Genomic DNA, 25247 nt, shown 5'->3' with positions numbered 1-25247 from the left:
CGAGACAATAATCAGCTAATGCTAAAGTAAATCCTGCAACATCGGGATCAGCGGCTCGTCGGCCGGCGGCATCGGGTAATCCCGTAGCGCCTGCGCACGCACCCATTTCAGAGCCTGCCCCTCGCGGCCCTGGGCAATCCCCTCATAGCGCCGGCAGATATAAAGCGGCATCAGCAGGTGGAACGTCTCGTAGGAATGGCTGGCAAAGGTGAGCGGCGCCAGGCAGGCGATCTTGGTCTTGACACCAAGCTCCTCCTCGAGCTCGCGCACCAGCGTCTCCTCCGGAGTCTCGCCGGGCTCGACTTTCCCTCCGGGAAACTCCCAGAGCCCCGCCAGCGACTTTCCCTCAGGACGTTGTGCCAATAGGATACGCCCGTCGGCATCGATCAGCGCACAGGCGGCGACCAGCAATATCTTCCGGCCTGCCTCGCTCATCGCGACCCTCGCTGCCAATAGCAGTAATGATAGGCGTCGCGAAACCCGAGGCGCTCGTAAAGCGCGATGGCCGGGCGATTGGAAAGCTTGACCTGCAGCCAGGCCGAACGGGCGCTACGCATGCGCGCCCAGCGTAGCGCTGAAGTCAAGATTTCGGTGCCGAGCCCTTCGCGCCGTCGCGTTTCGCAGACCGAAAGCGACATGATGCCGGCAAGATCGTTATCCTGGACGCAGAGCACGGTCGCAAGCGGTCCCTCCACGGCATTCTCGATGAGGAAAAGCCCCGACGGCGGCTTGATCGCCGAAATGATTTCGGCAAGCGCCGGTTTCAGGCTCACTGGCGCCCCGTCGACCGCCAGGTTGGCATCGACGAAACGACCGACATCGTGGGTCGGCAGATGATCGAGAGTGTCCGGCAGCTCGGCTTCAGTGAGATCGCAGGTCATCACCACGGTCTCGTCGAACCGTGTCCAGTTCCGGGCGCTGAGAAGCTCGATCAGCACCGGCGAGGCGAGCGGTGTCTGACGGACCACGGCGGCGCGGCCATAGGCCTCGAACTTCCGGCTCGCCTTTTCCAGACGGATATCGACATCGCGATGGTCCGAGGGGTCGAGCGGCACAATGGAATTCAGCCGGTTGGACGGGTGGCCCGCCGTCAGCCGCACCTGCCAGCTGCCGTCATATTGCACGGACGCCGCCGGCCAGGCGCGAAAGCCGACGGCCTCCAGCCTGCGAACCAACGGCAAATTCTTTGAAGATATGGACGCCTGGCCCAATGGACGATCAGCTCCGATAGTCGCCATTGATTGCAACATATTCCTTGGTGAGGTCGCAGGTCCAGACGGTTGCCGACCCCGTACCGAGGCCGATATCGACTTTAACGGGGATGTCCTGCGCTTTCATCACATTCGAGGCGGCGGCCTCGGAATAATCCGGGTCACGCTCGCCGTTGACGGCGACCCTGATATCGCCGAACCAGATGGCGAGCCGGTCACGATCCGCCATCTCCCCGGCTTTGCCGACGGCCATGACAATACGGCCCCAATTGGCGTCTTCGCCGGCGGCCGCCGTCTTGACCAGCGGCGAATTGGCGATCGACAGCGCAATGCGCTTGGCGGCGGCATCGCTCTCGGCGCCCGTTACAGTGATTTCGAGCATCTTGGTGGCGCCTTCGCCGTCGCGCACAACCTGCAGCGAAAGGTCCTTCAGCACTTCGTTCAGGGCGGCGCGGAAAGCTGCAAGGCGCGGATCGTCGGCGCGTTCGATGTGGGCCTGGCCGTCCTCGGCCGCAGCCCCCGTCGCAAACAGCATCAGCGTATCGGAGGTGGACGTGTCGCTGTCGACGGTCATGGAATTGAAGGTCGGCCCGACGCCGTCGGACAGAAGCGCCTGTAGCGCTTCGGAGGCGATATCGGCATCGGTGACGACGAAGGAGAGCATAGTCGCCATGTCGGGCGCAATCATGCCGGCGCCTTTGGCAATGCCGTTGATCGTCACGGCCACGCCGCCGATCTCGGCGCTGCGGGTCGAAACTTTCGGATAGGTATCGGTCGTCATGATCGCCTTGGCGGCTTCGAACCAGAAATCGCCGGTCGCCTCGGCCTGCATCCTGTCAAGAACGCCAGCGAATTTGGTGGCATCGAGCGGCTCACCGATGACGCCGGTCGATGCCAGATAGATCTCGTTTTCGCCGCAGCCGACGGCCGCAGCAGCCGACTTCGCCGTCAGCGCGGTCGCCTGGCGGCCCTTCATGCCGGTAAAGGCATTGGCATTGCCGGAATTGACGACGACGGCGCGCGCAGTGCCGTGGGCCAGGTTCGCACGGCAGAAATCGACTGGCGCGGAGGGGCATTTGGAACGGGTGAAGACGCCCGCGACCGATGCCGGCTTATCGAAGACCATCATCAGCACGTCGGTGCGGTTCTTGTACTTGATGCCGGCCGAAGCCGTCGCCATGCGCACGCCGCGCAGCGAAGGCATCGGAACGAAGGATTTCGGGGCGAGCGGCGAAACGGAACCGGACATGATGAAACCTGCCAATGAGCATTTCCCGGCGACTGAAAGAACCGGCTCGCCGTCCGGAAATGCGACAACAACGATAAGGAAGGGCCCGGAAGAACCGGGCCCTGATGCGAATATTTACTGCTTCGGCGCCGGCTGGGCGGGCTCGCTGCCCGGCTCCGGCTGCTTGTTGGCCTCGTCGTAACCCTTACGCAAAGTCTCGTCCGAGATCTCGATCTTGGCAGAAGACTTCGCCTGATTGAGCAGGGCAAGATACTTGTCGCGCATGACGAGCTGACGAACCTGGTCCTGCACCTGATCGAAAGGCGGCGGCGGAGCGTCGCGCTTGTCCTCGACCTTGATGACATGATAGCCGAAATCAGTCTTGACCGGCGTTTTCGAATAGGCACCCTTCTCGAGCGCGAAGGCCGCGTCCTCGAATTCCTTCACCATACGGCCGCGCGAGAAATAGCCGAGATCGCCACCTTCCGACTTGTTTGGGTCGGTGGATTTTTCCTTGGCGAGTTCGGCGAAATCCTTGCCAGCGTCAAGCTGCTTGATGATGTCCTTGGCTTCGTCCTCAGTCTTGACCAGGATGTGGCGGGCGTGGACTTCTTCCTGCTTCGGCAGAGCTGCGACTTCCTTGTCGTAACGAGCCTTGATTTCGTCAGGCGTCACTGTGTCGACGACGTGCTTCTTGAAATAGGCGTTGTGAAGCTCACGATCGGTGAGATACTGCATGCGCTTCTTGAATTCGTCGGTCTGGTCGAGCTTCTCAGTCGTGGCGCCGGTCGCAAGCAGTTTCACATCGATGGCTGCGGAGAGCGCCGCGACCTTCTTCTGGTCATCGGGAAGCTGCGCCAGCTGCGGATCGAGGTTGGCAACGGCGAGATCGAGTTCAGACTGGTGGATCTCCAGATTGCCGACCATGGCGACGACGGCGTCCTCTGCATGGGCCGGAGCCTGGAATGCAACAAAAGTTGCAAACGCCAGCACGGCGAATTTATTGGTGCTCAACATCAAATAACCCTTCACAGTTACATCGCCGGCTTCAGCATCGCCTGTTCCAGCTCAAAATAGCCATCAACACCGGATTGTGGCCTTTCTGTATCCGCCAAATCCGTTGACATCATTCGACCCCCCTCTTATCTGTCACGCAACCTCGCGTCCAGAACAGTTTCCGGGCGTTTCAAGGCGTGCGCCTGATTTTCGGCTGGGCCACGGACAAGAAACGTCGCGGATGAATATTGAGAAAGGACCAGTCACATGGTCAGCTTTGGCGGTATAGCCCGCAAGTTATTTGGGTCGTCCAATGATCGCCGCGTGCGGTCCTACCAGCCGAACGTCGCCGCGATCAACTCCATCGAAGAGAAGACGAAGGCGCTGACGGACGAGCAGCTCGCGGCAAAGACCGTCGAATTCCGCGCCCTTCTCGCAGAAGGCAAGACGCTCGACGACATCCTGATTCCCGCCTTCGCCGTCGTGCGCGAGGCGTCGCGCCGCGTTCTCGGCCTGCGACCTTTTGACGTACAGCTGATCGGCGGCATGATCCTGCATTCGAATGCGATCGCCGAGATGAAGACCGGCGAAGGCAAGACCCTCGTCGCCACCCTGCCGGTCTATCTGAACGCGCTTTCCGGCAAGGGCGTGCACGTCGTCACCGTCAACGACTATCTTGCCCAGCGCGATGCCGCGACCATGGGCCGCGTCTACAGCTTCCTCGGCATGACCACAGGCGTCATCGTCCATGGCCTCTCCGACGAGGAGCGCCGCGCGGCCTATGCCTGCGACATCACCTATGCCACCAACAACGAGCTTGGCTTCGATTATCTGCGCGATAACATGAAGTACGAGAAGAATCAGATGGTCCAGCGCGGCCACAATTTCGCGATCGTCGACGAAGTCGACTCGATTCTCGTCGACGAAGCGCGCACGCCGCTGATCATCTCCGGCCCGCTCGACGACCGTTCCGAGCTCTACAATACGATCGACGCCTTCATTCCGCTGCTCGCGCCCAGCGATTACGAGATCGACGAGAAGCAGCGTTCCGCCAACTTCTCCGAAGAGGGCACCGAGAAGTTGGAAAACCTGCTCCGCCAGGCTGGCCTTTTGAAGGGTAACGCGCTCTACGACATCGAGAACGTCGCAATCGTCCACCACATCAACAATGCGCTCAAGGCCCACAAGCTCTTTCAGCGCGACAAGGACTATATCGTCCGCAACGACGAAGTCGTCATCATCGATGAATTCACCGGCCGCATGATGCCGGGGCGGCGTTATTCGGAAGGCCAGCACCAGGCGCTCGAAGCCAAGGAAAAGGTGCAGATCCAGCCGGAAAACCAGACGCTGGCTTCGATCACTTTCCAGAACTACTTCCGCATGTACGATAAGCTCGCCGGAATGACCGGCACTGCGCAGACGGAAGCGGAAGAATTCGCCAACATCTATAATCTCGACGTGGTCGAAGTCCCGACCAACCTGCCGATCAAGCGTATCGACGAGGACGATGAGGTCTATCGGACCTTCGACGAGAAGTTCAAGGCAATCATCGACGAGATCCTCGATGCTCATAAGCGCGGTCAGCCGGTGCTCGTCGGTACGACCTCGATCGAGAAGTCGGAGCTGCTTGCCGAGCGCCTGCGCAAGCAGGGTTTCAACGACTTCCAGGTGCTGAACGCCCGCTACCACGAGCAGGAAGCCTATATCGTCGCCCAGGCCGGTGTACCGGGCGCCGTCACGATCGCCACCAATATGGCCGGCCGCGGCACCGACATTCAGCTCGGCGGCAACCTGGAAATGCGTATCGAACGCGAGCTCGGCGATGTCGAAGCCGGTCCGGAGCGCGACGCAAAGGTCCAGGCGATCGTCGAGGAGATCAAGGAACTCAAGGAAAAGGCGCTTGCTGCCGGCGGTCTCTACGTCATCGCCACCGAACGCCACGAGAGCCGCCGCATCGACAACCAGTTGCGCGGTCGCTCCGGTCGTCAGGGCGACCCCGGCCGCTCAAAATTCTACCTTTCGCTTCAGGACGACCTGATGCGCATCTTCGGCTCCGACCGCATGGACAGCATGCTGACCAAGCTCGGCCTCAAGGAGGGCGAGGCGATCGTCCATCCGTGGATCAACAAGGCTCTCGAGCGCGCGCAGAAGAAGGTCGAAGCCCGCAACTTCGATATCCGCAAGAATCTGCTGAAGTATGACGACGTCCTCAACGATCAGCGCAAGGTGATTTTTGAGCAGCGTCTCGAGCTGATGGAATCGACCAATATTTCCGAGACCGTCTCCGACATGCGCCGCGAAGTGATCGAGGATCTGGTCGAAAAGCATATCCCCGAGCGCGCCTATGCCGAACAATGGGATGCCGTCGGCCTGAAGACCGGTGTTGCCAATATTCTGAACCTCGATCTGCCGATCGAGGAGTGGTTCAAGGAAGAAGGCATCGGCGAGGATGACATTCGCGAGCGCCTGACGCAGGCCGCCAATGCCGCCTTTACGGAAAAGGCCGAGCGCTTCGGCGACGACATCATGCATTATGTCGAACGCTCGATCGTCATGCAGACGCTCGATCATCTCTGGCGCGAGCATATCGTCAACCTCGACCACCTGCGCTCCGTCATCGGTTTCCGCGGTTATGCCCAGCGCGATCCGCTGCAGGAATACAAGTCCGAAGCTTTCGAACTCTTCACCGGCCTCCTCAACAATCTGCGCGAGGCCGTCACGGCCCAGCTGATGCGCGTCGAGCTGGTGCAGCAGGCGCCGGCTGAGCCGGAACCGCCGCTGATGCAGGCCCATCATCTCGATCCGACGACCGGGGAGGACGATTTCGCCCCGATCTACCAGGCCTCCGAAGTCTTCGTCTCACCTGAGAACCGGAATCCGGACGATCCCGCCACCTGGGGCAAAGTCGGGCGCAACGAGGCTTGCCCCTGCGGTTCCGGCAAGAAATACAAGCATTGCCACGGCGCCTTCGAGCAGGTCTGAGGCAAATCGCGAAAAACTGGAAATGCCGCCTTGGGGCGGCATTTTCTTTTCTGCGGCAGCACCGAAACCCCGGCCTTCGCAGCCGAATCGCGACCTGATCCGGAACCGTTTCTTAACCCTGTCCTGTCAAGACTTCAGGGACGATTTGCCTGACCTTTAGAGTTTTGCGTGTTCATCATGGCGGTCATAGAAACAGCGGAGAAACTGCTGCCCGGGGGCCTGCGCCCGATCGGCGGCCGTATGCTGCGCATGTTTGCCGCCATGCTCACTGAACGCGGAGAAAAGGCCGCGGCCCGGCGCATGGCGCTGACGGCCTTCTCGATCCGCATCCTCAGCGCCGCGCTGGCCTTTATCTCGCAGATCGTGCTCGCACGGCTGATGGGCGAATATGAATATGGCATCTTCGTTTTCGTCTGGGTGCTGATCGTCGTCTTCGGCGATCTCTCCTGCCTCGGCTTCCACACCGCGATCGTCCGCTTCCTGCCGCAGTACAAGGCGGCGGGCGCTTTCGAGGAGATCCGCGGCCTGACCGGCACGGCGCGTACCTTCGCGCTGCTTTCCGGCACGGTGATGCTCGCCGCCGGCATGATCGGGCTGCATTTCTTCGGCGATATGATCGAGAGCTATTATCTCGTCCCGATCTTCATCGGCCTGCTTGCCATGCCGATGATCGCGCTCGGCGATATTCTGGAGGGCACGTCGCGGGCGAACCATTGGCCGGTGATGGCGCTGAGCCCGGTCTATATCATCCGGCCGATTCTTATTATCGCCTTCATGCTGATCGCGATAGCGATGGGCGCAGAGCATACCGCTGTCACTGCCATGCAGGCAGCGCTTGTCGCGACCTTCGTCACCGCTCTTGGCCAGTATGGCGCGACACTCTTGCGCCTCCGCCGGCATTATGACGAAGGTCCGCGCAAGGTCAATTTCCTCGCCTGGCTGAGCGTCGCCTTCCCGATCTTCCTCATTGAGGGCGTGAGTTTCCTGCTCACCAATTCCGATGTCATCGTTGTCGGCATTTTCCTTGAACCGCACGACGTCGCCGTCTATTTCGCCGCCGCCAAGACCATGGCGCTGGTGCATTTCATCAATTTCTCGGTCAAGGCCGCTTCCGGCCCGCGCTTTTCCTCGATCATTGCCGAAGGCGATCAATCCCAGCTCGCCAACGCCGCTGCCGACGCCGCCCGCTGGACGTTCTGGCCGGCGCTGGTGGTCGGCCTTGCGGTGCTCGCGACCGGCCATCTGCTGCTGTCGCTGTTCGGCGGCGCCTTCACGTCAGGTTATCTTGTCATGGCGATCCTGCTTGCCGGCATCCTTGCCAAGTCGCTGGTCGGCCCGGCTGAAACGCTGCTGATGATGGCGGGCAAGCAGAACCTGTGTGTGGCGCTCTATGCCGGCGCATTGGCTGCCAATGTCGGCCTCAACCTTGCTTTGATCCCGCACTACGGCATCGAAGGCACCGCCGTCGCCACGGCCTCGGCCATGGCGGTCGAGGCTATCCTCCTGCATGTCGCCGTGCGCCGCACGCTCGGCATCGCCCTCTTCGCCTTCGCCAGCCCCTCCGCCGCAACGCCAGAAATGAGAGTTCGATAGATGGTGCGCCTGCCCCCCATCACCGAAAGCACCGACAGCATCAGCAACCGCATGATCCATGAGCTCGCGGCGCTGCATTTCGAAGCGCCGCAGGCCGAGGCCCGTGCCGAGATCGGCCGGCCGGGACGCGAGCTCTGCCTCTATCCCGGCAAGCTCGGCTACGAACTTCAGGATGAGCTCGACTTCCTGTCCAACCGGGCGATGGAACCGAACGTCTTTTTCTCCGGCCGCTTCCTTGCGCCCGCCATGCCGCGGATCGAAGACCGGCAGGTCAATTTCGCCCTGATCCGCGATCACGGCGCCGGCCGTAGCCGCATGCGTTTCCTCCTGCCGTTTTCGGTCGACAGACCGGGCTTTGCCGTCGGCCCCTCGATCATCCGCGGCTGGTCGAACAGCTTCGGTCCGCTTGGCACACCGCTCGTCGACAGCGAAGATGCGGCCGAAACCCTCGACAATTTCTTCGAGGGACTGGCCGTTCCCGACCTCAACCTGCCGAGCACGCTGGTCTTGCCGGATCTGAGATTGAACGGCATTTTCGTGCGCATCCTCAAGGCCGTGGCGCTCGGCCGCAACCTGCCGCTCACCGTGGCCAATCCCTATCTGCGCCCCATGCTGCAGAGTGAGGAAGAGGCGCCCGCCTATCTCGGCAAAACAATATCCTCGTCGCATATGCGCGAGATGCGCCGACAGTGGCGCCTGCTTGAGGAACAGGGAACGGCGGTCTATGCCGTCGCCCGTCAGCCGCGCGACGTCCACGTCCGCTTCGAGGAATTCCTGGCAATGGAGGCCGGCGGCTGGAAGGGCAAACGCCGAAGTGCTCTCGTCACCGATCGCTACCATACCGCCTTCGCGCGCGAAGCCGTCTCGAACCTTGCCGCCGTCGACGCCGTGCGCATCCATACGATCGATCTCAACGGCAAGGCGATCGCCGCCATCGTCGTTCTGATGATGGGCGGCGAGGCCTATACCTGGAAGACGGCCTATGACGAGAACTATGCCCGCTATTCGCCGGGCAAGCTCCTGATGAGCGAGCTCACGGAATGGCATCTCGATGACGCCAATATCGTGCGCTCGGATTCCTGCGCCGTCTCTGACCACCCGATCATGAGCCGCTTCTGGCAGGAGCGCGAGGAGATGGGAACTTTGGTCATCGGTCTGACGCAGAACGGCGACCGCGACATGCGCCAGGCCGCCGCCCAGCTGCACATGTATCGCAGCACCCGCAACATGGCGAAAATGCTGCGCGAGAAGATCATGTCGCTCGCCGGCCGAGGCTAAAGCATCTCCGGAATGCTTAGCCCTCAGCCGCAGCCTTCTCCCGCAGCAGCCGGCGGATGACCTTGCCGGTTGTCGTCAACGGCAATGATTCGACGAATTCCACCTCGCGCGGATATTCGTGCATCGAAAGCCGCATCTTCACCCATTCCCTGATTTCGGCGGCCAGCGCCTCGCTCGGCGAATGACCGGGTGACAGCACGATATAGGCCTTGACGATCTCGGTGCGCACCGCATCGGGTTTGCCGACGGCCGCGGCAAGCTGCACGGCGGGATGGCCGATCAGGCAATCCTCGATCTCGGCCGGGCCGATGCGATATCCGGACGATGTGATGACGTCGTCGTCGCGGCCTTCGAAGGTGACGTAGCCGTCTTCGTCCTGCCGGCCGATGTCGCCGGTAAGCAGCCAGCCGTGGAGAAATTTCCGTTCGGTCGCCGCCGCGTCGTTCCAATAGCCGAGGAACATGACGGGATCGGGACTGGCGATAGCGATCTGACCGGATTCGCCCGCCGGCAGTTCGTAGCCGGCCTCGCTGACGATCGCGACACGATGGCCGGGCACCGCGCGTCCGATAGCGCCGGCCTTGGTGACGCCACAGGCGGCACTCGACGACAGCACGAAATTGCATTCCGTCTGGCCGTAGAACTCGTTGACGGTGATGCCGAGCGTGCGCTGCGCCCAATCATAGGTCTCGCGGCCGAGTGCTTCTCCCGCCGAGCCGATGGTGCGCAGCACCAGATCATATTTCGACCTGGGGTCGGAAACCGACCGCATCAGCCGAAGTGCCGTCGGTGGAATGAAGGCATTGCGCACCTTCATCTCTGCCATGATCCGATAGGCCATCTCGGCATCGAATTTCTGCGCCGGCGACGAGACGACGGGGACGCCGAGCAGAAGGCTCGGCAGCAACGCGTTGAGCAGCCCGCCGGCCCAGGCCCAGTCGGACGGAGTCCAGACCTTGTCGCCCGCCTTGGGAAACCCTTCATGGGCGAACTGCATGCCGGGGATATGCCCGGGCAGAACACGGTGGCCATGCAATGCGCCCTTGGGCGACCCCGTCGTGCCCGAGGTGAAGATCATCAGCGCCGGATCGTCGGGCGTTGTCTTCTCTCCCTCGAAGACCGGCGCATGCGAGGCGGTCAGATCGGCAAAGGAGAGGGCGTCGGCAGCGTCGCTGACGCTGATCATTTGTCGCAGCTCCGGCAGGCGATCGCGGATTTGCCGGACCCGATCAAGGCCGAAATCATTGGTGATGATTGCCGCCGCGCCTGAGATTCTGAGCCGATATTCAAGCGCCTCGACGCCGAACAGCAGCGCCAGTGGCAGGGCGATTGCACCCATTTTATAGATCGCGACGTGCGCAATCACGGTCTCGAAGGACTGGGGCATCAGCAGAGCGATACGATCGCCGCGCTTGATGCCGAGCGACGCCAGCGCATTGGCGAACATGGAGGAAGTACCGGAAAGCTCGCCATAGGTCAGCGAACGATGATTGCCGTCCGGACTGAAATGCTCTAGACAGACGCGCTCCGGATCTCGCACCGCCCATTCGTCGCTGACGGCGCGGCCGATATTGAAATCCTCCGGAATCCGCCAGGAAAAATCACGGTAGAGATCGCCATAACGATCGAAGGACGGCAGTCGCATAGTCGGAATCCGGTGAAATGCTGCACCAGCTAACACCTTGCGGCGCGGATACGCAAGCTGCAGGGAAAAACGGCAGATCACGCACCAGTGTGCGCATTGTCCGCAGATTGTTTATTCAGCCCCTGCGACTTTCGCGGTTGCGCACTAGATCATGAGACGCCGCGTGGGTTATCTCAAGTCTTGGAGTTTTTCATGGAATACGTCAAATTCGGAAAGACCGGGCTCGAAGTCTCGAAAATCTGCCTGGGCTGTATGACCTTCGGTGATCCCGGCCGCGGCAATCATGCCTGGAGCCTGCGGGAAGAGGAAAGCCGGACGATGATCAAACAGGCGATCGACCTCGGCATCAATTTCCTCGACACCGCCAATACCTATTCCAACGGTTCCTCGGAGGAGATCGTCGGCCGTGCGATCAAAGACTTCGCCAAGCGCGAGGACATCGTGCTGGCGACCAAGGTGTTCAACCGCATGCGGCCCGGCCCGAACGGCGCCGGTCTGTCACGCAAAGCGATCTTCGACGAGATCGACAATAGCTTGCGCCGTCTCGGCACCGACTATGTCGACCTCTACCAGATCCATCGTTTCGACTATACGACGCCGATCGAGGAAACGCTGGAAGCGCTGCATGACATCGTCAAATCGGGCAAGGCGCGTTACATCGGCGCCTCGTCGATGTATGCCTGGCAATTCGCCAAGGCACTCTACATCTCTCGGCTGAACGGCTGGACCGAGTTCGTCAGCATGCAGAACCACCTGAACTTGCTTTACCGGGAAGAAGAGCGGGAAATGCTGCCCTTCTGCGAAGACCAGAAGATCGCTGTCATCCCCTGGAGCCCATTGGCCCGTGGCCGCCTGACCCGCGACTGGGACGAGACGACGGCGCGTAGCGAAACCGACGAATTCGGCAAGACGCTTTACACGCAGTCCGTCGATGCCGACCGCAAGATCGTCAATGCCGTCGCCGAAATCGCCGGAGCCCGGGGCATTTCCCGCGCCCAGGTCGCCACCGCCTGGATCCTGCAGAAGAACGTGGTCACTGCGCCGATCATCGGCGCATCCAAACCGAACCACCTGATGGACGCCATTGCCTCGCTGTCGGTCAAACTCACCACCGAGGAAATCGCGGCACTCGAAGCGCCCTACATCCCGCACGCCATCGCCGGCTTCAAATAGCCGCCGGCATCTCGATCGGCAGACTGGCGTGGAGAGGGTCGGGACATCGGCACCGGCGCTCGGGACTATCTCCGGCTGGCGGGATCGAGCTGCCGACGCATCGTCACCAGGAACTGCTCGGCAAGTCCCCTGTCCTCGACGGCGCGCGCAAGAATCACGGCACCCATCATCGATGAGAGCGTCGTCGCGGCATTGGCGCGGCGCTCCTCTTCGGTCTCGCCGGGAACGATATCGGCAAGTGTGTCGACCAGTACGGACAACCCATCGCTGAAGACCGCGCGGACCGCGCCGCGGCTGCGGCTCACCTCCTGGATCAAGGTGGCGAAGACGCAGCTGCCGCCTGGATCGTCAACAGTGCGCCAGTGGATATAATGGTCGAGAAGCGCTTGCAGCGGCCTGTCCGGAGACTCGGCAATATGTTCCTTCCAGCGCCTCTCGACCTTGTCGATCAGCTTGCGGCTGACCTCAAGCGCCAACTCGTCCTTCGAACCGAAGTGGCCGTAGAAGCCGCCATGCGTCAGCCCCGCCGCCTTCATGATGTCGGCGACGCCGACACCGTCGAAACCGTTCTCGCGAAAGAGCACGCCGGCAACAGTGAGGATCCTCTCGCGGTTCTCGGCAAATTTTTCGCGGCTGACCCGCATCTTCATTCTCCAGAAATCGTCGCTTGACAAAATATATGATGTCCATCATGAATAAGCAAGAAATATGATGACCATCATGTAAATTGGTTCTGTATCTTCCCAACCTGAATTCGAATGGAATCCCCTCATGGTTTCAACAGTTCTTGCCTCCTCCCTTGCGCGGCGCAACATTCATTACGGTTGGGTCGTCGTTGCCGCGACCTTTCTGACCATGCTGGTGACAGCAGGCGCCATGGGCGCGCCCGGCGTCCTCATCAAGCCGCTCCAGGACGAATTCGGCTGGGAAACGTCGCAGATTTCCTCTGCGCTGGCGATTCGCTTAATCCTTTTCGGCTTCATGGGTCCGTTCGCTGCGGCTTTCATGAATTATTTCGGCGTCCGTAAGGTTATTGTCTTTGCGCTGGCGCTGATCGGCGCGGGCTTTGTCGGCTCGCTGTTCATGACCAAGCTTTGGCATCTGCTGGCGCTGTGGGGTGTCGTCGTCGGCTTCGGCACCGGCCTGACGGCGATGGTGCTGGCGGCGACGGTTTCGACGCGCTGGTTCGTCAAGCACCGAGGCCTTGTCGTCGGCATGCTCTCGGCAAGCTCGGCGACCGGGCAGCTCGTCTTCCTGCCGCTGATGGCGGAACTGACCGGACGTTACGGCTGGCGTGCCACCGTGTTTTTCGTCTGCGCCATGATCATGGCGGCCGCCCTTCTCGTCCTTCTCTTCATGCGTGACCGCCCCTCGGACGTGAACCTGCCATTATTGGGAGAAGCCCATGTGGCGCCGGCGCCGGCCCGAACGACGCTCGGCGCTGCGCTGATGACGCCGATCACCACGCTCCGTGAAATCTCGACGACCTCGACTTTCTGGATCTTGTTTGCCACCTTCTTCATCTGCGGTCTTAGCACCAACGGCCTGATCCAGACCCATTTCGTCACCCTCTGCGGCGACTTCGGCATCGTGCCGGTTGCCGCCGCCAGCGTCCTTGCCGTCATGGGCATCTTCGATTTCTTCGGCACCATCGGCTCCGGCTGGCTCTCCGACCGCTTCGACAATCGTTGGCTGCTCTTCTGGTATTACGGCCTGCGCGGCCTCTCGCTGCTCTATCTGCCGTTCAGCGATTTCAGCTTCTACGGTCTCTCCATCTTTGCCATCTTCTACGGCCTCGATTGGATCGCCACCGTGCCGCCCACCGTCAAGATCGCCGCCGATCGCTTCGGCCGCGAAAAGGCCGGTCTCGTCTTCGGCTGGGTCTTTGCCGGCCACCAGCTGGGCGCTGCCACGGCCGCCTATGGCGCCGGCCTGTCGCGCACGGAATTATCGAGCTACCTGCCCGCCTTTTTCGTCGCCGGTGCCTTCTGCCTGTTGGCTTCGATCCTGGCGATTACGCTGAAGAAGTCCGGGCTGCCCAGTGCGGCACCCGCCGCCGCTCATTGAGATCGACAGGATCCGGCCTCGTAACGAGGCCGGATTTCCCGCGGCATCGCCGCGATAACTTCGCTCGCCCGTCTTGCGCGCTCGCCCGCTCGCATGTTAGACACCCGCCTCGTCTGGATCCGTTGCCCCATTGGCGGAATTGGTAGACGCGCTCGACTCAAAATCGAGTTTCGAAAGAAGTGCTGGTTCGACCCCGGCATGGGGCACCAGCCTTCGTGCTGCGGAGCTTCGGCTCGGCGAGCCGAAGAGCAGCCAAGCGGAGGCTGTCGCGCCGTAGTTCCGTCAGGAACGAAGGCGGACTGTTCGACAATCTCCGGTTAGCTGCACCATCATCTCAAATGGCTTTGTGTAGCCCCTACCTCTAAAGACCTAAACGGGACTACGGAGCAAGTTTCGCCTCCGAGTGAAGCCTACTTGTTCTTCAGCAGCCACATCTTGCCGGCCATGGTAATGCCGTAGACATCCTTTGATGCATCATCATCCAGGTGCCGCCGCTCGAGGAAGCCCGGCTCTTTCAACTCGCTGAGCGTCTTTGCTGTGACCGATTTCACTTTCAGCGGCCGCTCTTTCCAGCGGTCGGTCTTTGCGTAAGTCACCGTCGCGTTCTGATGCGTCCATTTATTCGCCGGCTGAGGATAGAGATCTCCATCCTTGGCGAGTTTGAGTGCAACGATCTGGGATGGGGTAAGCTCAATCATGCCGAATAATTCCTGTGCGGGGTTCTGTGCGCCGAAAATGCGCTTCGAACGAAGGGGTGCTCATAACACCGCCTGATCACTTCCACCACCGCATTGCGCTTCGTGCCACGCGAAAGGCGAAAACCCGGCTCGCGGGAGCCGGGTTTCGTCTTTGTCGCGAATTTTCGTCAATAGCAGCGCCTTACCGTCTTGGTCACCTCGCCTTCATCAGTCTGACGGGTAACGCTCCTGGTTTCGCAGCCGTCATGTCGATAGCGGCGATGCTCGCGTTCGCGGACGCCGAAGGTCACGCCGCGCTCGCTGATGGTGATGCCGGGCCGCACCCGCTCGTAACGATAGTCATCGTCATAGGTACGCTCCCTGACGTAGACGCTATCGGCGAGAACAGGCGCTGCAAACGAGCAGGCGGCAAGGGCCGTCACGGCACAGTTCAGAATGATCTTTCTCATGTCGTTTCTCCTTGTCTGAAGGGCCAACGAAGCAAAAGGGAAGTGGTTCCCACGTCAGCGGCAACCCTGTCATTCTCGAATGGACGTGGAATCTATTGTTCGCGACCAAGCCTACGCCTCGAAGAGCAGCCGCAAAACGCAAATCAACTATTTAATTTTGCTTGCGCTTCGTCCAAGGTGGCGGCCGTTACCATCAGGCGAGGGCAGACGTGCATCAGGAAGTAGGACTCATTGCGACGGTCGCCGTCAGTTTTGTTTTCGCGGCCGTCCTCGGTTATGGCGCCGACCGGCTGCGGCTGCCGCCGCTCGTCGGCTATCTGATGGCCGGCATCCTGATGGGCCCGTTCACGCCGGGCTTTGTCGCCGATACCGCTCTTGCCGGCCAGCTCGCCGAAATGGGCGTCATCCTGCTGATGTTTGGCGTCGGCCTGCATTTTTCCGCCTCCGACCTGCTCGCTGTACGCGGGATCGCCGTGCCGGGCGCGATCGGCCGAATTATCCTCGCCACCCTGCTGGGCATCGGCCTCTGCATGCTCTGGGGCTGGAGCCTCGGTGCCGGCGTCGTCTTCGGGCTCAGCCTCTCGGTGGCGAGTACGGTCGTGCTCCTGAAGGCGCTGGAGGAACGTAATCTCGTCAATGCGCCAAGCGGGCGCGTCGCCGTCGGCTGGCTGATCGTCGAGGATCTGGTGATGGTGCTGGCGCTGGTGCTGCTGCCGGCGCTGGCAGAGCTTCTCGGCGGCCACGCCGTCGACACCAATCACGGCCTCGGTGAGCTGCCGCTGGCACTGACGATCGGGCTGACCTTGTTCAAGGTGCTGGCCTTCGCCGCTATGGCGGTCTTCCTCGGCCCCCGTATCGTGCCCTGGCTGCTGACGATGATCGCGCGCACCGGCTCGCGCGAACTCTTCACACTGACGGTGCTGGCGATCGCGCTCGGCATCGCCTTCGGCTCGGCGGCGATTTTCGGCGTCTCCTTCGCGCTAGGCGCGTTTTTCGCCGGCGTCGTCATGAGCGAATCCCAGCTCAGCCACAGAGCGGCGGCCGATTCGCTACCGTTGCAGAACGCCTTCTCCGTGCTGTTCTTCGTCTCGGTCGGCATGCTCTTCGACCCTTCGATCCTGGTGCGCCAGCCGCTGGCGGTGATTGGCGCCCTGGCGCTCGTCATTCTCGGCAAGGCCGTCATCACCTTCGCCATCGTCATGCTGCTGCGATATCCGATCGGCATGGGGCTGACTTTGGCCGGCGGCCTTGCCCAGATCGGCGAATTTTCCTTCATCCTCGCCGGCCTCGGCGTCTCGCTCGGGCTGCTGCCGCATGAAGGCCAGGATCTCATCCTGGCTGCAGCGATCCTGTCGATCACGCTCAACCCGATCGTGATCATCGCAACCGAGGGCTTGAAGAACTATATCCATGCGCAATGGCCTTCCGTCTTCGAAAGCTTCGGTAGAAAGAGGCAGATAACGCTCGGCAAGGAACTGGAAAAGATCAGGGCGCTCGGCGAGGAACGCGAACGCCAGCATCAGCTGAAGATGCAGCAGCTGATCGAAACCTTTCCGCTGTTCTCCCAGGTCGGGGAGGATGCGCAGGAAGAGCTGCTGCTGCTCTTCAAGGCGAAGTCGGCTCCCCCTGGCGAACGTGTCATTCGTCGCGGCGATCGCGGCGACAGCATGTACTTCATCTCCTCAGGCGCGGTCGAAGTGCGCCTAGCCAGCGGCGCGATCCGCCTGGAGCCGGGCGCCTTCTTCGGGGAGATGGCATTGCTGAGCGGCGGAAGGCGTACGGCCGACGTCATCGCCGTCGACTTTTGTCAGTTCGAAGTGCTCGAGCGGCGCGATTTCAATATGTTCATGTCGCATCACCCCAACTTGCGCGCCATCGTCAGCGAAATGGCGCAAAAACGCACGGAAATGAACGTCCTGCGTCAGCAATGGGAAAAGTCGATGGATCTGTCCTGAGGGCGCCGCGCTCGTCTCAACCCGCCGGCCAATAGGCGTCAGAGCGGAAATCGTCCGGGATCGGGTCGAGCCGCGACAAGGTCTCGGCTGCGAAATCGATCTGCAGCGACAGGTATTTCAGGGAGGCCAGCATCGGCACGCCGGTGGCAAATTCCCGGATGCGGGAAGGGTGATAACCACTTTCCTTGAGCCGCCGGTTCGCTTCCCGGCGCACATCTTCCCGGCTCGGTCCCGAACCCGCTTCAGCCCGGTCATTCATCTGCGCGGCCCGCCCAAGGCCGCCTTCGATCACTTTGAACATTCTCATGCCACCCTGCACGTCGACCACGTAAACCTTGCCCTAGAATGGCCGATTCGCAATCCCATGAAATCCTGGGAGAGGCGGCGACGCCTCCGCATCACAAAATTTTTAGACGGCGGTGGCACGAAGGACACGGGCGAGCATTTACAGCGCTGCATACGACCCCTAAAGCTTTTTGCACCGCAATAGGAAAGGAATGGAATGCTTCGCAGACTTTACGATTGGACCATGTCTCTGGCCTCGCGCAAATCGGCCGAAGTCTGGCTCGCCGTCATCGCCTTCGTCGAAAGCTCCGTCTTTCTCGTCCCCGCCGATGTGCTCTTCCTGCCGATGGCGCTTGCCAAGCCGCAGCGTTCCTATCGCTACGCCCTGATCGCGACGGTCGCCTCCGTGCTCGGCGGCATCGCCGGCTGGGCGCTGGGTCATTACGCTTATGAGGCGGTGGCGCGGCCAGTTCTGGAATTCTACAATAAATTCGAGGATTTCGAGCGACTGCGAAACAGCATCCACGAACAATGGGGATTCCTGTTGCTATTGCTGGTGACTTCCGGTTTGGCGCACCTGCCGCCGATCAAAGTCGTAACTATTTTGGCTGGCGTCATTAACATGAATCTAGGCGTCTTCATTATTTCCGCCATCATAGCTCGCGGTGCTCGGTTCCTGCTCTTGGCCTGGCTGCTTCGTCGATACGGCGAGCCGATCCGCCACTTCGTCGAGAAGCGCCTTGGTCAGATCGTCGGCATCGGCGCCGGCGTCCTCATCACACTCGGAATCGCTTATAAACTGCTTGCCCACTGAGCCACCTTTGCGGAGTTCCGCCATGACTGCCACTTCCTCGCCGCTCGCCCGCCCCGGCTTTACCTATTCCATATTGCTCGTTATCGGCATGGCGGTGGTGGTCGGCGCCGCACTCGGCTTCCAATATCTCGGCGGCTATATTCCCTGCGCACTCTGCCTGCTGCAGCGCCAACCCTATTATTATGCCATTCCGATCGCCATTCTCGCTGCCATCTGCGAGCTTGCCGGTCTGCCGAACTGGATTTCCCGTGCGATGCTGCTTGCGGCCGGCATCCTGATGCTGGTAACCGCCGGCATGGGCGTCTATCACGCCGGCGTGGAATGGCATTTCTGGCCGGGGCCGGCGACCTGCTCGACGACAGCAAACAGCATGACGAGCAATGCCGGCGATCTGCTGACTGAGCTCAATACGATCAAAGGTCCATCCTGCACCGATGCAGCGCTGCGGGTGCTTGGCCTGTCTTTTGCAGGCTGGAACGTGATCGCCGGCATTCTGCTCGCAGCTGTCGCCTTCGTCGGCGTCCGCAAATCTGCGTGAGGTGAGCCTATCAGGGCTGCAGTTCGGTATCCCAATAGAGATAGTCGAGCCAGCTTTCATGCAGATAGTTAGGCGGAAACAGCCGGCCATTATTGTGCAGATCCTGCACCGTCGGCTGATAGGGCTTCTGGGACGGGAACATGCCCGCCTGCTTCGGAAGCTTGCTGCCCTTGCGCAGATTGCAGGGCGAGCAGGCTGCCACGACATTCTCCCAGGTCGTCTCGCCGCCATGGGCGCGCGGGATGACGTGGTCGAAAGTCAGATCGTCGTGGGAGCCGCAATACTGGCACTCGAACCGGTCGCGCAGGAAGACATTGAACCGGGTGAAAGCCGGATTGCGGGATGGCTGAACGTAAGTCTTCAGGCATACGACACTCGGAAGCCGCATCGAAAAGCTCGGTGAGGAAACCGAATGTTCATATTCCGCGATGATATTCACACGGTCGAGAAAGACCGCCTTGATCGCGTCCTGCCAGGACCAAAGCGACAAGGGATAATAACTCAGCGGCCGGTAGTCAGCGTTCAGGACGAGCGCCGGCAGGGCCTGCGGGGAGACTGCAATCGTCAAGGGACTCTCCTGATCGATTCGGCATCTGCTCCTGTATATTAGGCCGGTTGTTACAGGATTGTGAAGTCCAATAAATTCAGAGGATAAAGGCAATTTGAAGAGTGTTGCCGATCAGCCGGTCGGTACCATGTCGCGCCGCATTTTCATTGCGTAATAGGCCCAGAAAAGCCGCGCCGCCACGGAGCGCCATGGCGACCAGATCTCCGAAAGCTTGGCAAGCGCCTTTGTTTGCGGCGGCGCCGCAAGTCCAAGCGCCGCACCGACGGCATTCTGCAGCGCCACATCGCCAGCCGGAAAGACATCGGCGTGGCCGCCGCAGAACATCAGATAAACCTGCGCCGTCCATGGACCGACGCCCTTCAAGGCGGTGAGTTCGCCAAGCGCTTCGTCCGGTGGCTTCAGACAGAGTCTGGAAAGATCGAGGCGTCGGGAGGCAACGGCTTCCGCAACCCGCGACAGCGTGTCGGCCTTGGCGCGCGACAGGCCGAATTCCCGCCATGCCTCGGGCCCTAGCAGCATGTAACCTTCGGCCGTCAGCGGCCCGTCCGTCGGCAGCATGCGCCGCCAGATCGCCTCGGCGCTGGCGCGCGAGACCATTTGCGAGACGATGATATGGGCAAGGCCGGCAAAACCGGGTTCTCGCAGCCGCAGTGGAACAGGCCCTGCATTCGCCGCAATCGGTACAAGGCGCGGATCGAGGCGCAGCAATGCTTCGAGCCCCAGCTTGACGTCATCGTCGTTGCGGATGATCTGCACGCGTCCTCCCAGTGGTTCGAAACGAAAATCCGTGGCAGAAGAAAGCATGACCACAAGCGAGCGTCAAAAACCTGTCTTTCGTTTTGCGCCGAGTCCGAACGGATCGCTGCACCTCGGCCACGCGCTGTCGGCCTTTTTGAACCGGGATATGGCCGAAAGCCAAAACGGCCGGCTGCTGCTGCGCATCGAGGATATCGACCAGATGCGCTGCACGCCTGAATTCGAGGCCAGCATCCTGAGGGACCTCGACTGGCTTGCCATCGACTGGGAAAGGCCGGTGCGGCGCCAATCGGAACATTTCCCGGAATATCAGGCGGCGCTCCACGCATTGATCGAACGCGGCCTGGTCTATCCGGCCTTCCTGACGCGCGGCGAGGTGAAGGGGCGTGTCTCCGCCTACGAGGCAACGGGCCAATCCTGGCCGCGCGACCCCGATGGCACGCCGCATTACCCGCCGATTGATCGCGAGCGGCCTGAGGCCGAATGGCGGGACATCCTTTCCTCGGGGAAAAAACATGCCTGGCGGCTCGATATGCGCAAGGCGCTCGACCTGATCGGCGAACTGCTGTTCTGGACCGAAACCGGCGACGGCAGGACGGGCGAGATCGCCGCCGAACCCGAGGTCTGGGGAGACGTCATCCTGTCTCGCTCGGATGCACCCTCGAGTTATCATCTTTCGGTGGTCGTCGACGATGCGCTGCAGGGCGTCACCCATGTCGTACGCGGACTCGACCTCTTTCACGCAACATCGGTGCACCGGTTGCTGCAGGTGCTGCTCGGCCTGCCGCAGCCCCTCTATCACCACCATCGTCTCATTTTCGATGCCAATGGCCGCAAGCTTTCGAAAAGCGAAGGTGACAGCGGCCTTGCCGAATTGCGTGCCCAGGGCATGTCAGGGGCCGATATTCGCCGCCTTGTCGGGCTCTGACCGCCGCTCGACACGCTCTCTGCCGACGATCGAAAGTGTGTGGGAGAACATCCGGAAGACGCGGAACTTGATCAGCGCCGCGTTGATCTCTGCGCCGATGATGAAGATGACGCCGACCATGTAGAGAAAGATCAGCACGATCATCACCGAGGCGAGACCGGCATAGGTCGCGGTATAATTGGCGAAGGTCGCGAGATAATAGGCAAAGACCAACGCGCCGGCGAGCCACAGAAGCAGCGTCAGCAGCACGCCGGGAATGACGTCGAACACCCGCCGCTTGCCGGCCGGCAGCCACAGATGCATGACCAGCAGGCCGACGGTGAGCACGACAAGTGTGCCGTAGATGCGCCAGCTGAAGACGACGTCGAGCGTATCGGCAAACAGCGGAAGCCACTTCCGGGCATAGTCGAGAGCCAATGGCACGGCCACCAGCAGAATGCTGATCGCCGCGAAGATGATGACGGCAATCAGCACATAGCCGAGGCTGGCGAGGCGGGTGAAATACCACGGCCGCGTTTCCTGCACCCGGTAGGCACGATTGAGCGAGATTCGAAGCGCTTCTACCCCGTTCGAGGCGAAATAGGCCGCCGCCAGCACCGAGATCGTCAGCAGTCCGCCGCGCTGAATGGTGAGGACCTGGAGCACCTGGTCGGCGAGCGGCTTGGCGATCGCTTCCGGCCAGGTGTCGAAGATCAGATGGATGGCGGTGGAGGAAAACTGATCGGCGCCGAGGAAGCTTGCAAGCGCCGTGCCGAAGATCAGGAAAGGGAAGACCGCAAGCAGGCTCGACAAAGCCACGTGGCTCGCCATCGCAAATCCGTCATCCTCGACCATGTGACAGATCGCGTCATAGACCACGTCGTAGATCGTGCGCAGCACCTTCGGCATTCCGTCTCCGGGTTTCCAGATTGTATCCTCTGGCCGAATATGGGAAACGAGTCCCATTTTGTACAGGAATCATTCCATGGCGGAACAGCGCACAATCGTCGTCACCGGCTGTTCCTCCGGCATCGGCGCTTACTGCGCCCGGGCGCTGAAAGCCGATGGCTGGCGTGTCTTTGCGACGGTGCGCAAGGCGGATGATCTGCCGGCACTGGAAGCCGACGGCATCGAAGCCTTCGTGATGGACTATGCCAGAGCCGACACCATCTGCGACCTGGCAGCCGCGGTCCTCAATCGCAGCGGCGGCCGCATCGACGCGCTCTTCAACAACGGTGCCCATGGCCAGCCTGGTGCCGTCGAGGATCTGTCGACGGCGGCGCTGCGAGCGCAGTTCGAAGCGAACTTCTTCGGCTGGCACGAATTGACGCGGCAGCTCATTCCGTCGATGCGCAACCATGGTCGCGGACGGATCGTGCAATGCTCCTCCATTCTCGGCCTGGTTCCTTATCGCTATCGCGGTGCCTACACCGCCTCGAAATTTGCGCTCGAGGGCCTCAGCATCACCCTGCGCATGGAGCTCTCCGGCAGCGGCATCCATGTGAGCCTGATCGAGCCCGGGCCGATCGCCACGCGTTTCACCGCCAATGCACTCGCAAAGTTCAAAGAAAACATCGACCTCGAGAATTCCCCGCACGCAGCCGATTATGCCAGACAGTTGGCGAGACTTGACGGCTCCGGGCCGGTCAACCGCCACAAACTTGGCCCGGACGCGGTCTATTCGGTGTTGAAACACGCATTGAACTCGAACAGACCAAGGCCACATTATCCTGTAACGACTCCGGCTAAACAGGGCATGCTCCTGAAGCGGCTGCTTCCGGCGGACCTCTTCTACAATCTGATGCGCTGGACCGATTGACCGAGAAAGTTGAATACCATGTCCACGGCCACCTATATCCTTGCGATCGTCGTCATGGGCCTCGTCGCCCTCGTGCTGATCCGCGGCCTCTTCAACATGATGAAGGGCGGCGATGCCAACCGTTCCAACAAGCTGATGCAGCTTCGGGTTCTGCTGCAGGCCATCGCCGTCATCCTGATCATGATCACCCTCTGGATCACCGGCGGCGGCCGGCCGACGTGAGGAAACCATAGGGAGGTTTTGATGACGAATGGGAATGACAGAGCCGAGGTGATGCCGGATGAGGTGTCTCTCCAGGCAGCGTCAGGTTTGGCGAAAGGGCGAACTCCATTCTTCGTCATCCTCGGCCTTGAGTCGAGGATCCAAGCCGCGGCTGCTGGTGGGCGCCGCGTGGATGCTCGGGTCAAGCCCACAGCCGCTCGGTTTGTACCAGTGGCTGCCCCTCACCCTAACCCTCTCCCCGTTCCAACGGGGAGAGGGGACGTGCCCTGCGAGACGTCAGTGAGGAGCGGAGAGGGTGCAGCATGTTCCCTTCTCCCCGTGAAAACGGGGAGAAGGTGGCGGCAGCCGGATGAGGGGCCGGCCTCGCCGATCTCCGGCCTTGCAAAAGCCCTCCCGCCAGGCGGTGCTACATGGTGAAACTCAACAGGATCTACACCAAAACCGGCGATGACGGCACGACCGGGCTGGTTTCCGGCCCGCGCCGGCTTAAGGACGATCTGCGCGTCGAAGCCTATGGCACGATCGACGAAGCCAATTCGGCGATCGGCCTGGCACGGCTGCACACATCAGGCTTGCCCGAGCTCGACGCCATGCTGATGTCGATCCAGAACGACCTCTTCGATCTCGGCGCCGATCTCGCCACGCCCGATACCGGAGAGACGCCGGCCTACGAACCGCTGCGGATCGTCGAGACCCAAGTCGACCGCGTCGAGCGCGACATCGATCAGTTGAACTCCGGTCTCGAGCCGCTGAAATCCTTCATCCTGCCGGGCGGCAGTCCCGCTGCCGCACATCTGCATCTTGCCCGCACGATTGCGAGGCGCGCCGAACGTCTGATGGTGGCGCTTGCCCGCAGCGACGGTGAAATCGTCAGCGAGCCTGCAAGGAAATACGTCAATCGGCTCTCGGATTTCCTCTTCGTGGCGGCCCGTCACGCGAATGAACGCGGTCGTGCGGATGTGCTTTGGGTTCCGGGAAAAAACAGATAGGTTTGCCGCGATCACGATCGCCGGGGGGCCTTATGTTCATACCACTTCATGATGCCAATACGCTGAAGCATATCAAGGTTCAGTGGGTGACCCTGGCTTTGATCATCCTGAATGTCGCGGTCTGGCTCTTCACCAGCCTGGAGAGCGAACTGGCAGCCCAGGCGACGACGGTCGGTCTCGGCTTCATCCCGGCGATCGCCTTCGGCCATGCGCAATTGGCCGAGGGATTGGAAATCGTGCCGGAACCGCTCACCTATCTCACCTATGCCTTCGTCCATACCGGCTTCTGGCATCTGGCCTCCAACATGGTCTTCCTCTGGGTCTTCGGCGACAATGTCGAGGACGCGATGGGGCATATGCGTTTCCTGCTTTTCTACCTCCTCTGCGCCGCTGCCGGCGCCCTTTGCCACGGGCTGCTGACGGCGACGTCGGAAGCGCCGCTGGTCGGCGCTTCCGGGGCGATCTCCGGCGTCGTTGCCGCCTATGTCATGCTGCATCCGCGCGTCAGGGTCTGGGTGCTGGTGTTCCTGCGTGTGCCCTTGCCCCTGCCGGCCTTCGTGCCGCTGCTTTTGTGGATCGGACAACAATTCTTCATGCTGGCGATTGCGCCGGATGGCGATGTTTCCTGGGGCGCCCATGTCGGCGGCATCCTTGCCGGTGCCCTGCTGATTCTCGTCCTGCGCCGTCCAGGCCTGCCGCTCTTCGACCGTGAAATCGTAACGCCCCGCGCCGTAAGGGATGAAGCCGGCGCCGTTGCGGCCGGCACGGGCGGCCGCAACGAGCAGCGTCTTCCCTGGGGTCGAGACCGGCGTTGACCGATATATTGACGTGTACGTAAACGTCCATATATTGCCGAGGCGATTCCCTGCCGGCATCATGCAAGCGTTGTATTTGGAGGAAAAACGCGTATCCATGTCGCCATTCGACAATCGAAGCGGCGCCTGAGCGCGCATTTTCCTAAAAACTCGTGAAACCAGTTTCTCTTGAAGGAAGGCTCCCATGAAGATTCTCGTGCCCGTCAAGCGGGTTGTCGACTACAACGTGAAGATCCGGGTGAAGCCGGATGGCACGGGT

Annotated in this window: 25 protein-coding genes, 1 tRNA gene and 1 pseudogene; 15 read left to right on the top strand and 12 right to left on the bottom strand. The window is 61.2% G+C overall.

The genetic code is table 11. The annotated features are described in order from the left end of the window. Window positions 1–21: 21 nt before the first annotated feature. The 4 genes from mutT to CO660_RS29780 form a co-directional block, all read right to left on the bottom strand. Window positions 22–435: an 8-oxo-dGTP diphosphatase MutT gene (gene mutT, locus CO660_RS29795; RefSeq protein WP_085779608.1), complete on the bottom strand. Its 414-nt coding sequence runs from the start codon at window positions 433–435 to the stop codon at window positions 22–24. Continuing rightward, window positions 432–1238 carry a GNAT family N-acetyltransferase gene (locus tag CO660_RS29790; protein ID WP_097601636.1) on the bottom strand — a complete coding sequence of 269 codons (807 nt, stop codon included), beginning with the start codon at window positions 1236–1238 and terminating at the stop codon, window positions 432–434. The genes mutT and CO660_RS29790 overlap by 4 nt, the downstream gene beginning before the upstream one ends. Beyond that, window positions 1219–2460: a bifunctional glutamate N-acetyltransferase/amino-acid acetyltransferase ArgJ gene (gene argJ / locus CO660_RS29785; protein ID WP_097601648.1), complete on the bottom strand. Its 1242-nt coding sequence runs from the start codon at window positions 2458–2460 to the stop codon at window positions 1219–1221. The genes CO660_RS29790 and argJ overlap by 20 nt, the downstream gene beginning before the upstream one ends. Window positions 2461–2574: 114 nt before the next feature. Next, window positions 2575–3456 carry a peptidylprolyl isomerase gene (locus CO660_RS29780; RefSeq protein WP_085780207.1) on the bottom strand — a complete coding sequence of 294 codons (882 nt, stop codon included), beginning with the start codon at window positions 3454–3456 and terminating at the stop codon, window positions 2575–2577. A 246-nt stretch (window positions 3457–3702) separates the two neighbouring features. On the opposite strand from CO660_RS29780, the gene secA reads away from it, so the two are divergent. The 3 genes from secA to CO660_RS29765 all read left to right on the top strand — a co-directional run bounded on the left by secA (window position 3703) and on the right by CO660_RS29765 (window position 9288). Further along, on the top strand, window positions 3703–6417 hold the full coding sequence (gene secA, locus CO660_RS29775) for a preprotein translocase subunit SecA (RefSeq protein ID WP_097601635.1): 2715 nt from the start codon (window positions 3703–3705) through the stop codon (window positions 6415–6417). A 177-nt stretch (window positions 6418–6594) separates the two neighbouring features. Then, entirely contained in the window at window positions 6595–8010 is a 1416-nt protein-coding gene (locus CO660_RS29770; protein ID WP_097601647.1) for an oligosaccharide flippase family protein, read from the top strand. After that, a complete protein-coding gene (locus CO660_RS29765) occupies window positions 8011–9288 on the top strand; it encodes a GNAT family N-acetyltransferase (protein ID WP_097601634.1) in 1278 nt (425 codons plus the stop codon). A gap of 16 nt (window positions 9289–9304) precedes the next feature. Here the strand turns inward: CO660_RS29765 and CO660_RS29760 are convergent, their stop codons facing one another. Next, on the bottom strand, window positions 9305–10933 hold the full coding sequence (locus tag CO660_RS29760) for an AMP-binding protein (RefSeq protein WP_097601633.1): 1629 nt from the start codon (window positions 10931–10933) through the stop codon (window positions 9305–9307). Between the two features lie 192 nt (window positions 10934–11125). Here CO660_RS29760 and CO660_RS29755 point away from each other — a divergent pair, with 192 nt between their 5' ends. Further along, a complete protein-coding gene (locus tag CO660_RS29755) occupies window positions 11126–12106 on the top strand; it encodes an aldo/keto reductase (RefSeq protein WP_097601632.1) in 981 nt (326 codons plus the stop codon). Window positions 12107–12171: 65 nt separating this feature from the next. On the opposite strand, the gene CO660_RS29750 is transcribed toward CO660_RS29755, so the two are convergent. Then, the gene (locus tag CO660_RS29750) at window positions 12172–12750 is read right to left on the bottom strand and encodes a TetR/AcrR family transcriptional regulator (RefSeq protein ID WP_097601631.1); all 579 of its coding nucleotides are present in this window, start codon (window positions 12748–12750) and stop codon (window positions 12172–12174) included. Between the two features lie 127 nt (window positions 12751–12877). Here CO660_RS29750 and CO660_RS29745 point away from each other — a divergent pair, with 127 nt between their 5' ends. After that, the gene (locus CO660_RS29745; RefSeq protein ID WP_097601630.1) at window positions 12878–14173 is read left to right on the top strand and encodes an MFS transporter; all 1296 of its coding nucleotides are present in this window, start codon (window positions 12878–12880) and stop codon (window positions 14171–14173) included. A 124-nt stretch (window positions 14174–14297) separates the two neighbouring features. Then, a tRNA-Leu gene (locus CO660_RS29740) sits at window positions 14298–14382 on the top strand. A 201-nt stretch (window positions 14383–14583) separates the two neighbouring features. Here the strand turns inward: CO660_RS29740 and CO660_RS29735 are convergent. Both CO660_RS29735 and CO660_RS29730 read right to left on the bottom strand, forming a co-directional pair. Continuing rightward, the gene (locus CO660_RS29735; RefSeq protein WP_097601629.1) at window positions 14584–14871 is read right to left on the bottom strand and encodes a hypothetical protein; all 288 of its coding nucleotides are present in this window, start codon (window positions 14869–14871) and stop codon (window positions 14584–14586) included. Window positions 14872–15038: 167 nt separating this feature from the next. Next, the gene (locus tag CO660_RS29730; RefSeq protein WP_097601628.1) at window positions 15039–15320 is read right to left on the bottom strand and encodes a hypothetical protein; all 282 of its coding nucleotides are present in this window, start codon (window positions 15318–15320) and stop codon (window positions 15039–15041) included. A 209-nt stretch (window positions 15321–15529) separates the two neighbouring features. On the opposite strand from CO660_RS29730, the gene CO660_RS29725 reads away from it, so the two are divergent. Beyond that, window positions 15530–17275, top strand: a complete 1746-nt coding sequence (locus CO660_RS29725) for a cation:proton antiporter (protein ID WP_097601646.1) — start codon at window positions 15530–15532, stop codon at window positions 17273–17275. Window positions 17276–17291: 16 nt separating this feature from the next. Here CO660_RS29725 and CO660_RS29720 read toward each other — a convergent pair whose 3' ends face one another. After that, complete coding sequence (locus CO660_RS29720) at window positions 17292–17582, bottom strand: hypothetical protein (RefSeq protein WP_097601627.1); 291 nt, start codon at window positions 17580–17582, stop codon at window positions 17292–17294. Window positions 17583–17777: 195 nt separating this feature from the next. Between CO660_RS29720 and CO660_RS29715 the strand changes: the two genes are divergently transcribed. Together CO660_RS29715 and CO660_RS29710 are read left to right on the top strand one after the other, a co-directional pair. Further along, entirely contained in the window at window positions 17778–18374 is a 597-nt protein-coding gene (locus CO660_RS29715) for a YqaA family protein (RefSeq protein ID WP_097601626.1), read from the top strand. Between the two features lie 22 nt (window positions 18375–18396). Beyond that, entirely contained in the window at window positions 18397–18912 is a 516-nt protein-coding gene (locus CO660_RS29710; protein ID WP_097601625.1) for a disulfide bond formation protein B, read from the top strand. 10 nt (window positions 18913–18922) lie between these two features. Here the strand turns inward: CO660_RS29710 and CO660_RS29705 are convergent, their stop codons facing one another. Both CO660_RS29705 and CO660_RS29700 read right to left on the bottom strand, forming a co-directional pair. Further along, on the bottom strand, window positions 18923–19480 hold the full coding sequence (locus CO660_RS29705; protein ID WP_085779620.1) for an HNH endonuclease: 558 nt from the start codon (window positions 19478–19480) through the stop codon (window positions 18923–18925). A 111-nt stretch (window positions 19481–19591) separates the two neighbouring features. Beyond that, window positions 19592–20284, bottom strand: a complete 693-nt coding sequence (locus CO660_RS29700; RefSeq protein ID WP_097601624.1) for a DNA-3-methyladenine glycosylase — start codon at window positions 20282–20284, stop codon at window positions 19592–19594. On the opposite strand from CO660_RS29700, the gene gluQRS reads away from it, so the two are divergent. Continuing rightward, the gene (gene gluQRS / locus CO660_RS29695; RefSeq protein WP_097601623.1) at window positions 20283–21164 is read left to right on the top strand and encodes a tRNA glutamyl-Q(34) synthetase GluQRS; all 882 of its coding nucleotides are present in this window, start codon (window positions 20283–20285) and stop codon (window positions 21162–21164) included. The two genes, CO660_RS29700 and gluQRS, sit on opposite strands and share 2 nt — an antisense overlap. On the opposite strand, the gene CO660_RS29690 is transcribed toward gluQRS, so the two are convergent. Further along, window positions 21129–22052 carry a YihY/virulence factor BrkB family protein gene (locus tag CO660_RS29690; protein WP_085779623.1) on the bottom strand — a complete coding sequence of 308 codons (924 nt, stop codon included), beginning with the start codon at window positions 22050–22052 and terminating at the stop codon, window positions 21129–21131. The genes gluQRS and CO660_RS29690 overlap by 36 nt on opposite strands. Before the next feature lie 76 nt (window positions 22053–22128). On the opposite strand from CO660_RS29690, the gene CO660_RS29685 reads away from it, so the two are divergent. The 5 genes and pseudogenes from CO660_RS29685 to CO660_RS32990 form a co-directional block, all read left to right on the top strand. Further along, window positions 22129–22962, top strand: a complete 834-nt coding sequence (locus tag CO660_RS29685) for an SDR family oxidoreductase (protein WP_097601622.1) — start codon at window positions 22129–22131, stop codon at window positions 22960–22962. Between the two features lie 18 nt (window positions 22963–22980). Continuing rightward, the gene (locus CO660_RS29680) at window positions 22981–23184 is read left to right on the top strand and encodes a twin transmembrane helix small protein (RefSeq protein WP_097601621.1); all 204 of its coding nucleotides are present in this window, start codon (window positions 22981–22983) and stop codon (window positions 23182–23184) included. A gap of 410 nt (window positions 23185–23594) precedes the next feature. Continuing rightward, a complete protein-coding gene (locus tag CO660_RS29675; protein ID WP_097601620.1) occupies window positions 23595–24173 on the top strand; it encodes a cob(I)yrinic acid a,c-diamide adenosyltransferase in 579 nt (192 codons plus the stop codon). 32 nt (window positions 24174–24205) lie between these two features. After that, entirely contained in the window at window positions 24206–24988 is a 783-nt protein-coding gene (locus CO660_RS29670) for a rhomboid family intramembrane serine protease (RefSeq protein WP_097601619.1), read from the top strand. Window positions 24989–25172: 184 nt separating this feature from the next. Further along, window positions 25173–25247: pseudogene (locus CO660_RS32990) on the top strand (electron transfer flavoprotein subunit beta/FixA family protein); the annotation flags it as partial.

Origin of the sequence: Rhizobium sp. L9, assembly GCF_002531885.1 — a bacterium.
Taxonomy (GTDB): Bacteria; Pseudomonadota; Alphaproteobacteria; order Rhizobiales; family Rhizobiaceae; genus Rhizobium.
This window is presented reverse-complemented; position numbering and strand designations above follow the sequence as displayed.

Coding starts and splice junctions, on each gene's coding strand:
- mutT (WP_085779608.1), bottom strand. CDS start 435: ATGAGCGAGGCAGGCCGGAAGATATTGCTGGTCGCCGCCTGTGCGCTG.
- CO660_RS29790 (WP_097601636.1), bottom strand. CDS start 1,238: ATGGCGACTATCGGAGCTGATCGTCCATTGGGCCAGGCGTCCATATCT.
- argJ (WP_097601648.1), bottom strand. CDS start 2,460: ATGTCCGGTTCCGTTTCGCCGCTCGCCCCGAAATCCTTCGTTCCGATG.
- CO660_RS29780 (WP_085780207.1), bottom strand. CDS start 3,456: ATGTTGAGCACCAATAAATTCGCCGTGCTGGCGTTTGCAACTTTTGTT.
- secA (WP_097601635.1), top strand. CDS start 3,703: ATGGTCAGCTTTGGCGGTATAGCCCGCAAGTTATTTGGGTCGTCCAAT.
- CO660_RS29770 (WP_097601647.1), top strand. CDS start 6,595: ATGGCGGTCATAGAAACAGCGGAGAAACTGCTGCCCGGGGGCCTGCGC.
- CO660_RS29765 (WP_097601634.1), top strand. CDS start 8,011: ATGGTGCGCCTGCCCCCCATCACCGAAAGCACCGACAGCATCAGCAAC.
- CO660_RS29760 (WP_097601633.1), bottom strand. CDS start 10,933: ATGCGACTGCCGTCCTTCGATCGTTATGGCGATCTCTACCGTGATTTT.
- CO660_RS29755 (WP_097601632.1), top strand. CDS start 11,126: ATGGAATACGTCAAATTCGGAAAGACCGGGCTCGAAGTCTCGAAAATC.
- CO660_RS29750 (WP_097601631.1), bottom strand. CDS start 12,750: ATGCGGGTCAGCCGCGAAAAATTTGCCGAGAACCGCGAGAGGATCCTC.
- CO660_RS29745 (WP_097601630.1), top strand. CDS start 12,878: ATGGTTTCAACAGTTCTTGCCTCCTCCCTTGCGCGGCGCAACATTCAT.
- CO660_RS29735 (WP_097601629.1), bottom strand. CDS start 14,871: ATGATTGAGCTTACCCCATCCCAGATCGTTGCACTCAAACTCGCCAAG.
- CO660_RS29730 (WP_097601628.1), bottom strand. CDS start 15,320: ATGAGAAAGATCATTCTGAACTGTGCCGTGACGGCCCTTGCCGCCTGC.
- CO660_RS29720 (WP_097601627.1), bottom strand. CDS start 17,582: ATGAGAATGTTCAAAGTGATCGAAGGCGGCCTTGGGCGGGCCGCGCAG.
- CO660_RS29715 (WP_097601626.1), top strand. CDS start 17,778: ATGCTTCGCAGACTTTACGATTGGACCATGTCTCTGGCCTCGCGCAAA.
- CO660_RS29710 (WP_097601625.1), top strand. CDS start 18,397: ATGACTGCCACTTCCTCGCCGCTCGCCCGCCCCGGCTTTACCTATTCC.
- gluQRS (WP_097601623.1), top strand. CDS start 20,283: ATGACCACAAGCGAGCGTCAAAAACCTGTCTTTCGTTTTGCGCCGAGT.
- CO660_RS29700 (WP_097601624.1), bottom strand. CDS start 20,284: ATGCTTTCTTCTGCCACGGATTTTCGTTTCGAACCACTGGGAGGACGC.
- CO660_RS29690 (WP_085779623.1), bottom strand. CDS start 22,052: ATGCCGAAGGTGCTGCGCACGATCTACGACGTGGTCTATGACGCGATC.
- CO660_RS29685 (WP_097601622.1), top strand. CDS start 22,129: ATGGCGGAACAGCGCACAATCGTCGTCACCGGCTGTTCCTCCGGCATC.
- CO660_RS29680 (WP_097601621.1), top strand. CDS start 22,981: ATGTCCACGGCCACCTATATCCTTGCGATCGTCGTCATGGGCCTCGTC.
- CO660_RS29675 (WP_097601620.1), top strand. CDS start 23,595: ATGGTGAAACTCAACAGGATCTACACCAAAACCGGCGATGACGGCACG.
- CO660_RS29670 (WP_097601619.1), top strand. CDS start 24,206: ATGTTCATACCACTTCATGATGCCAATACGCTGAAGCATATCAAGGTT.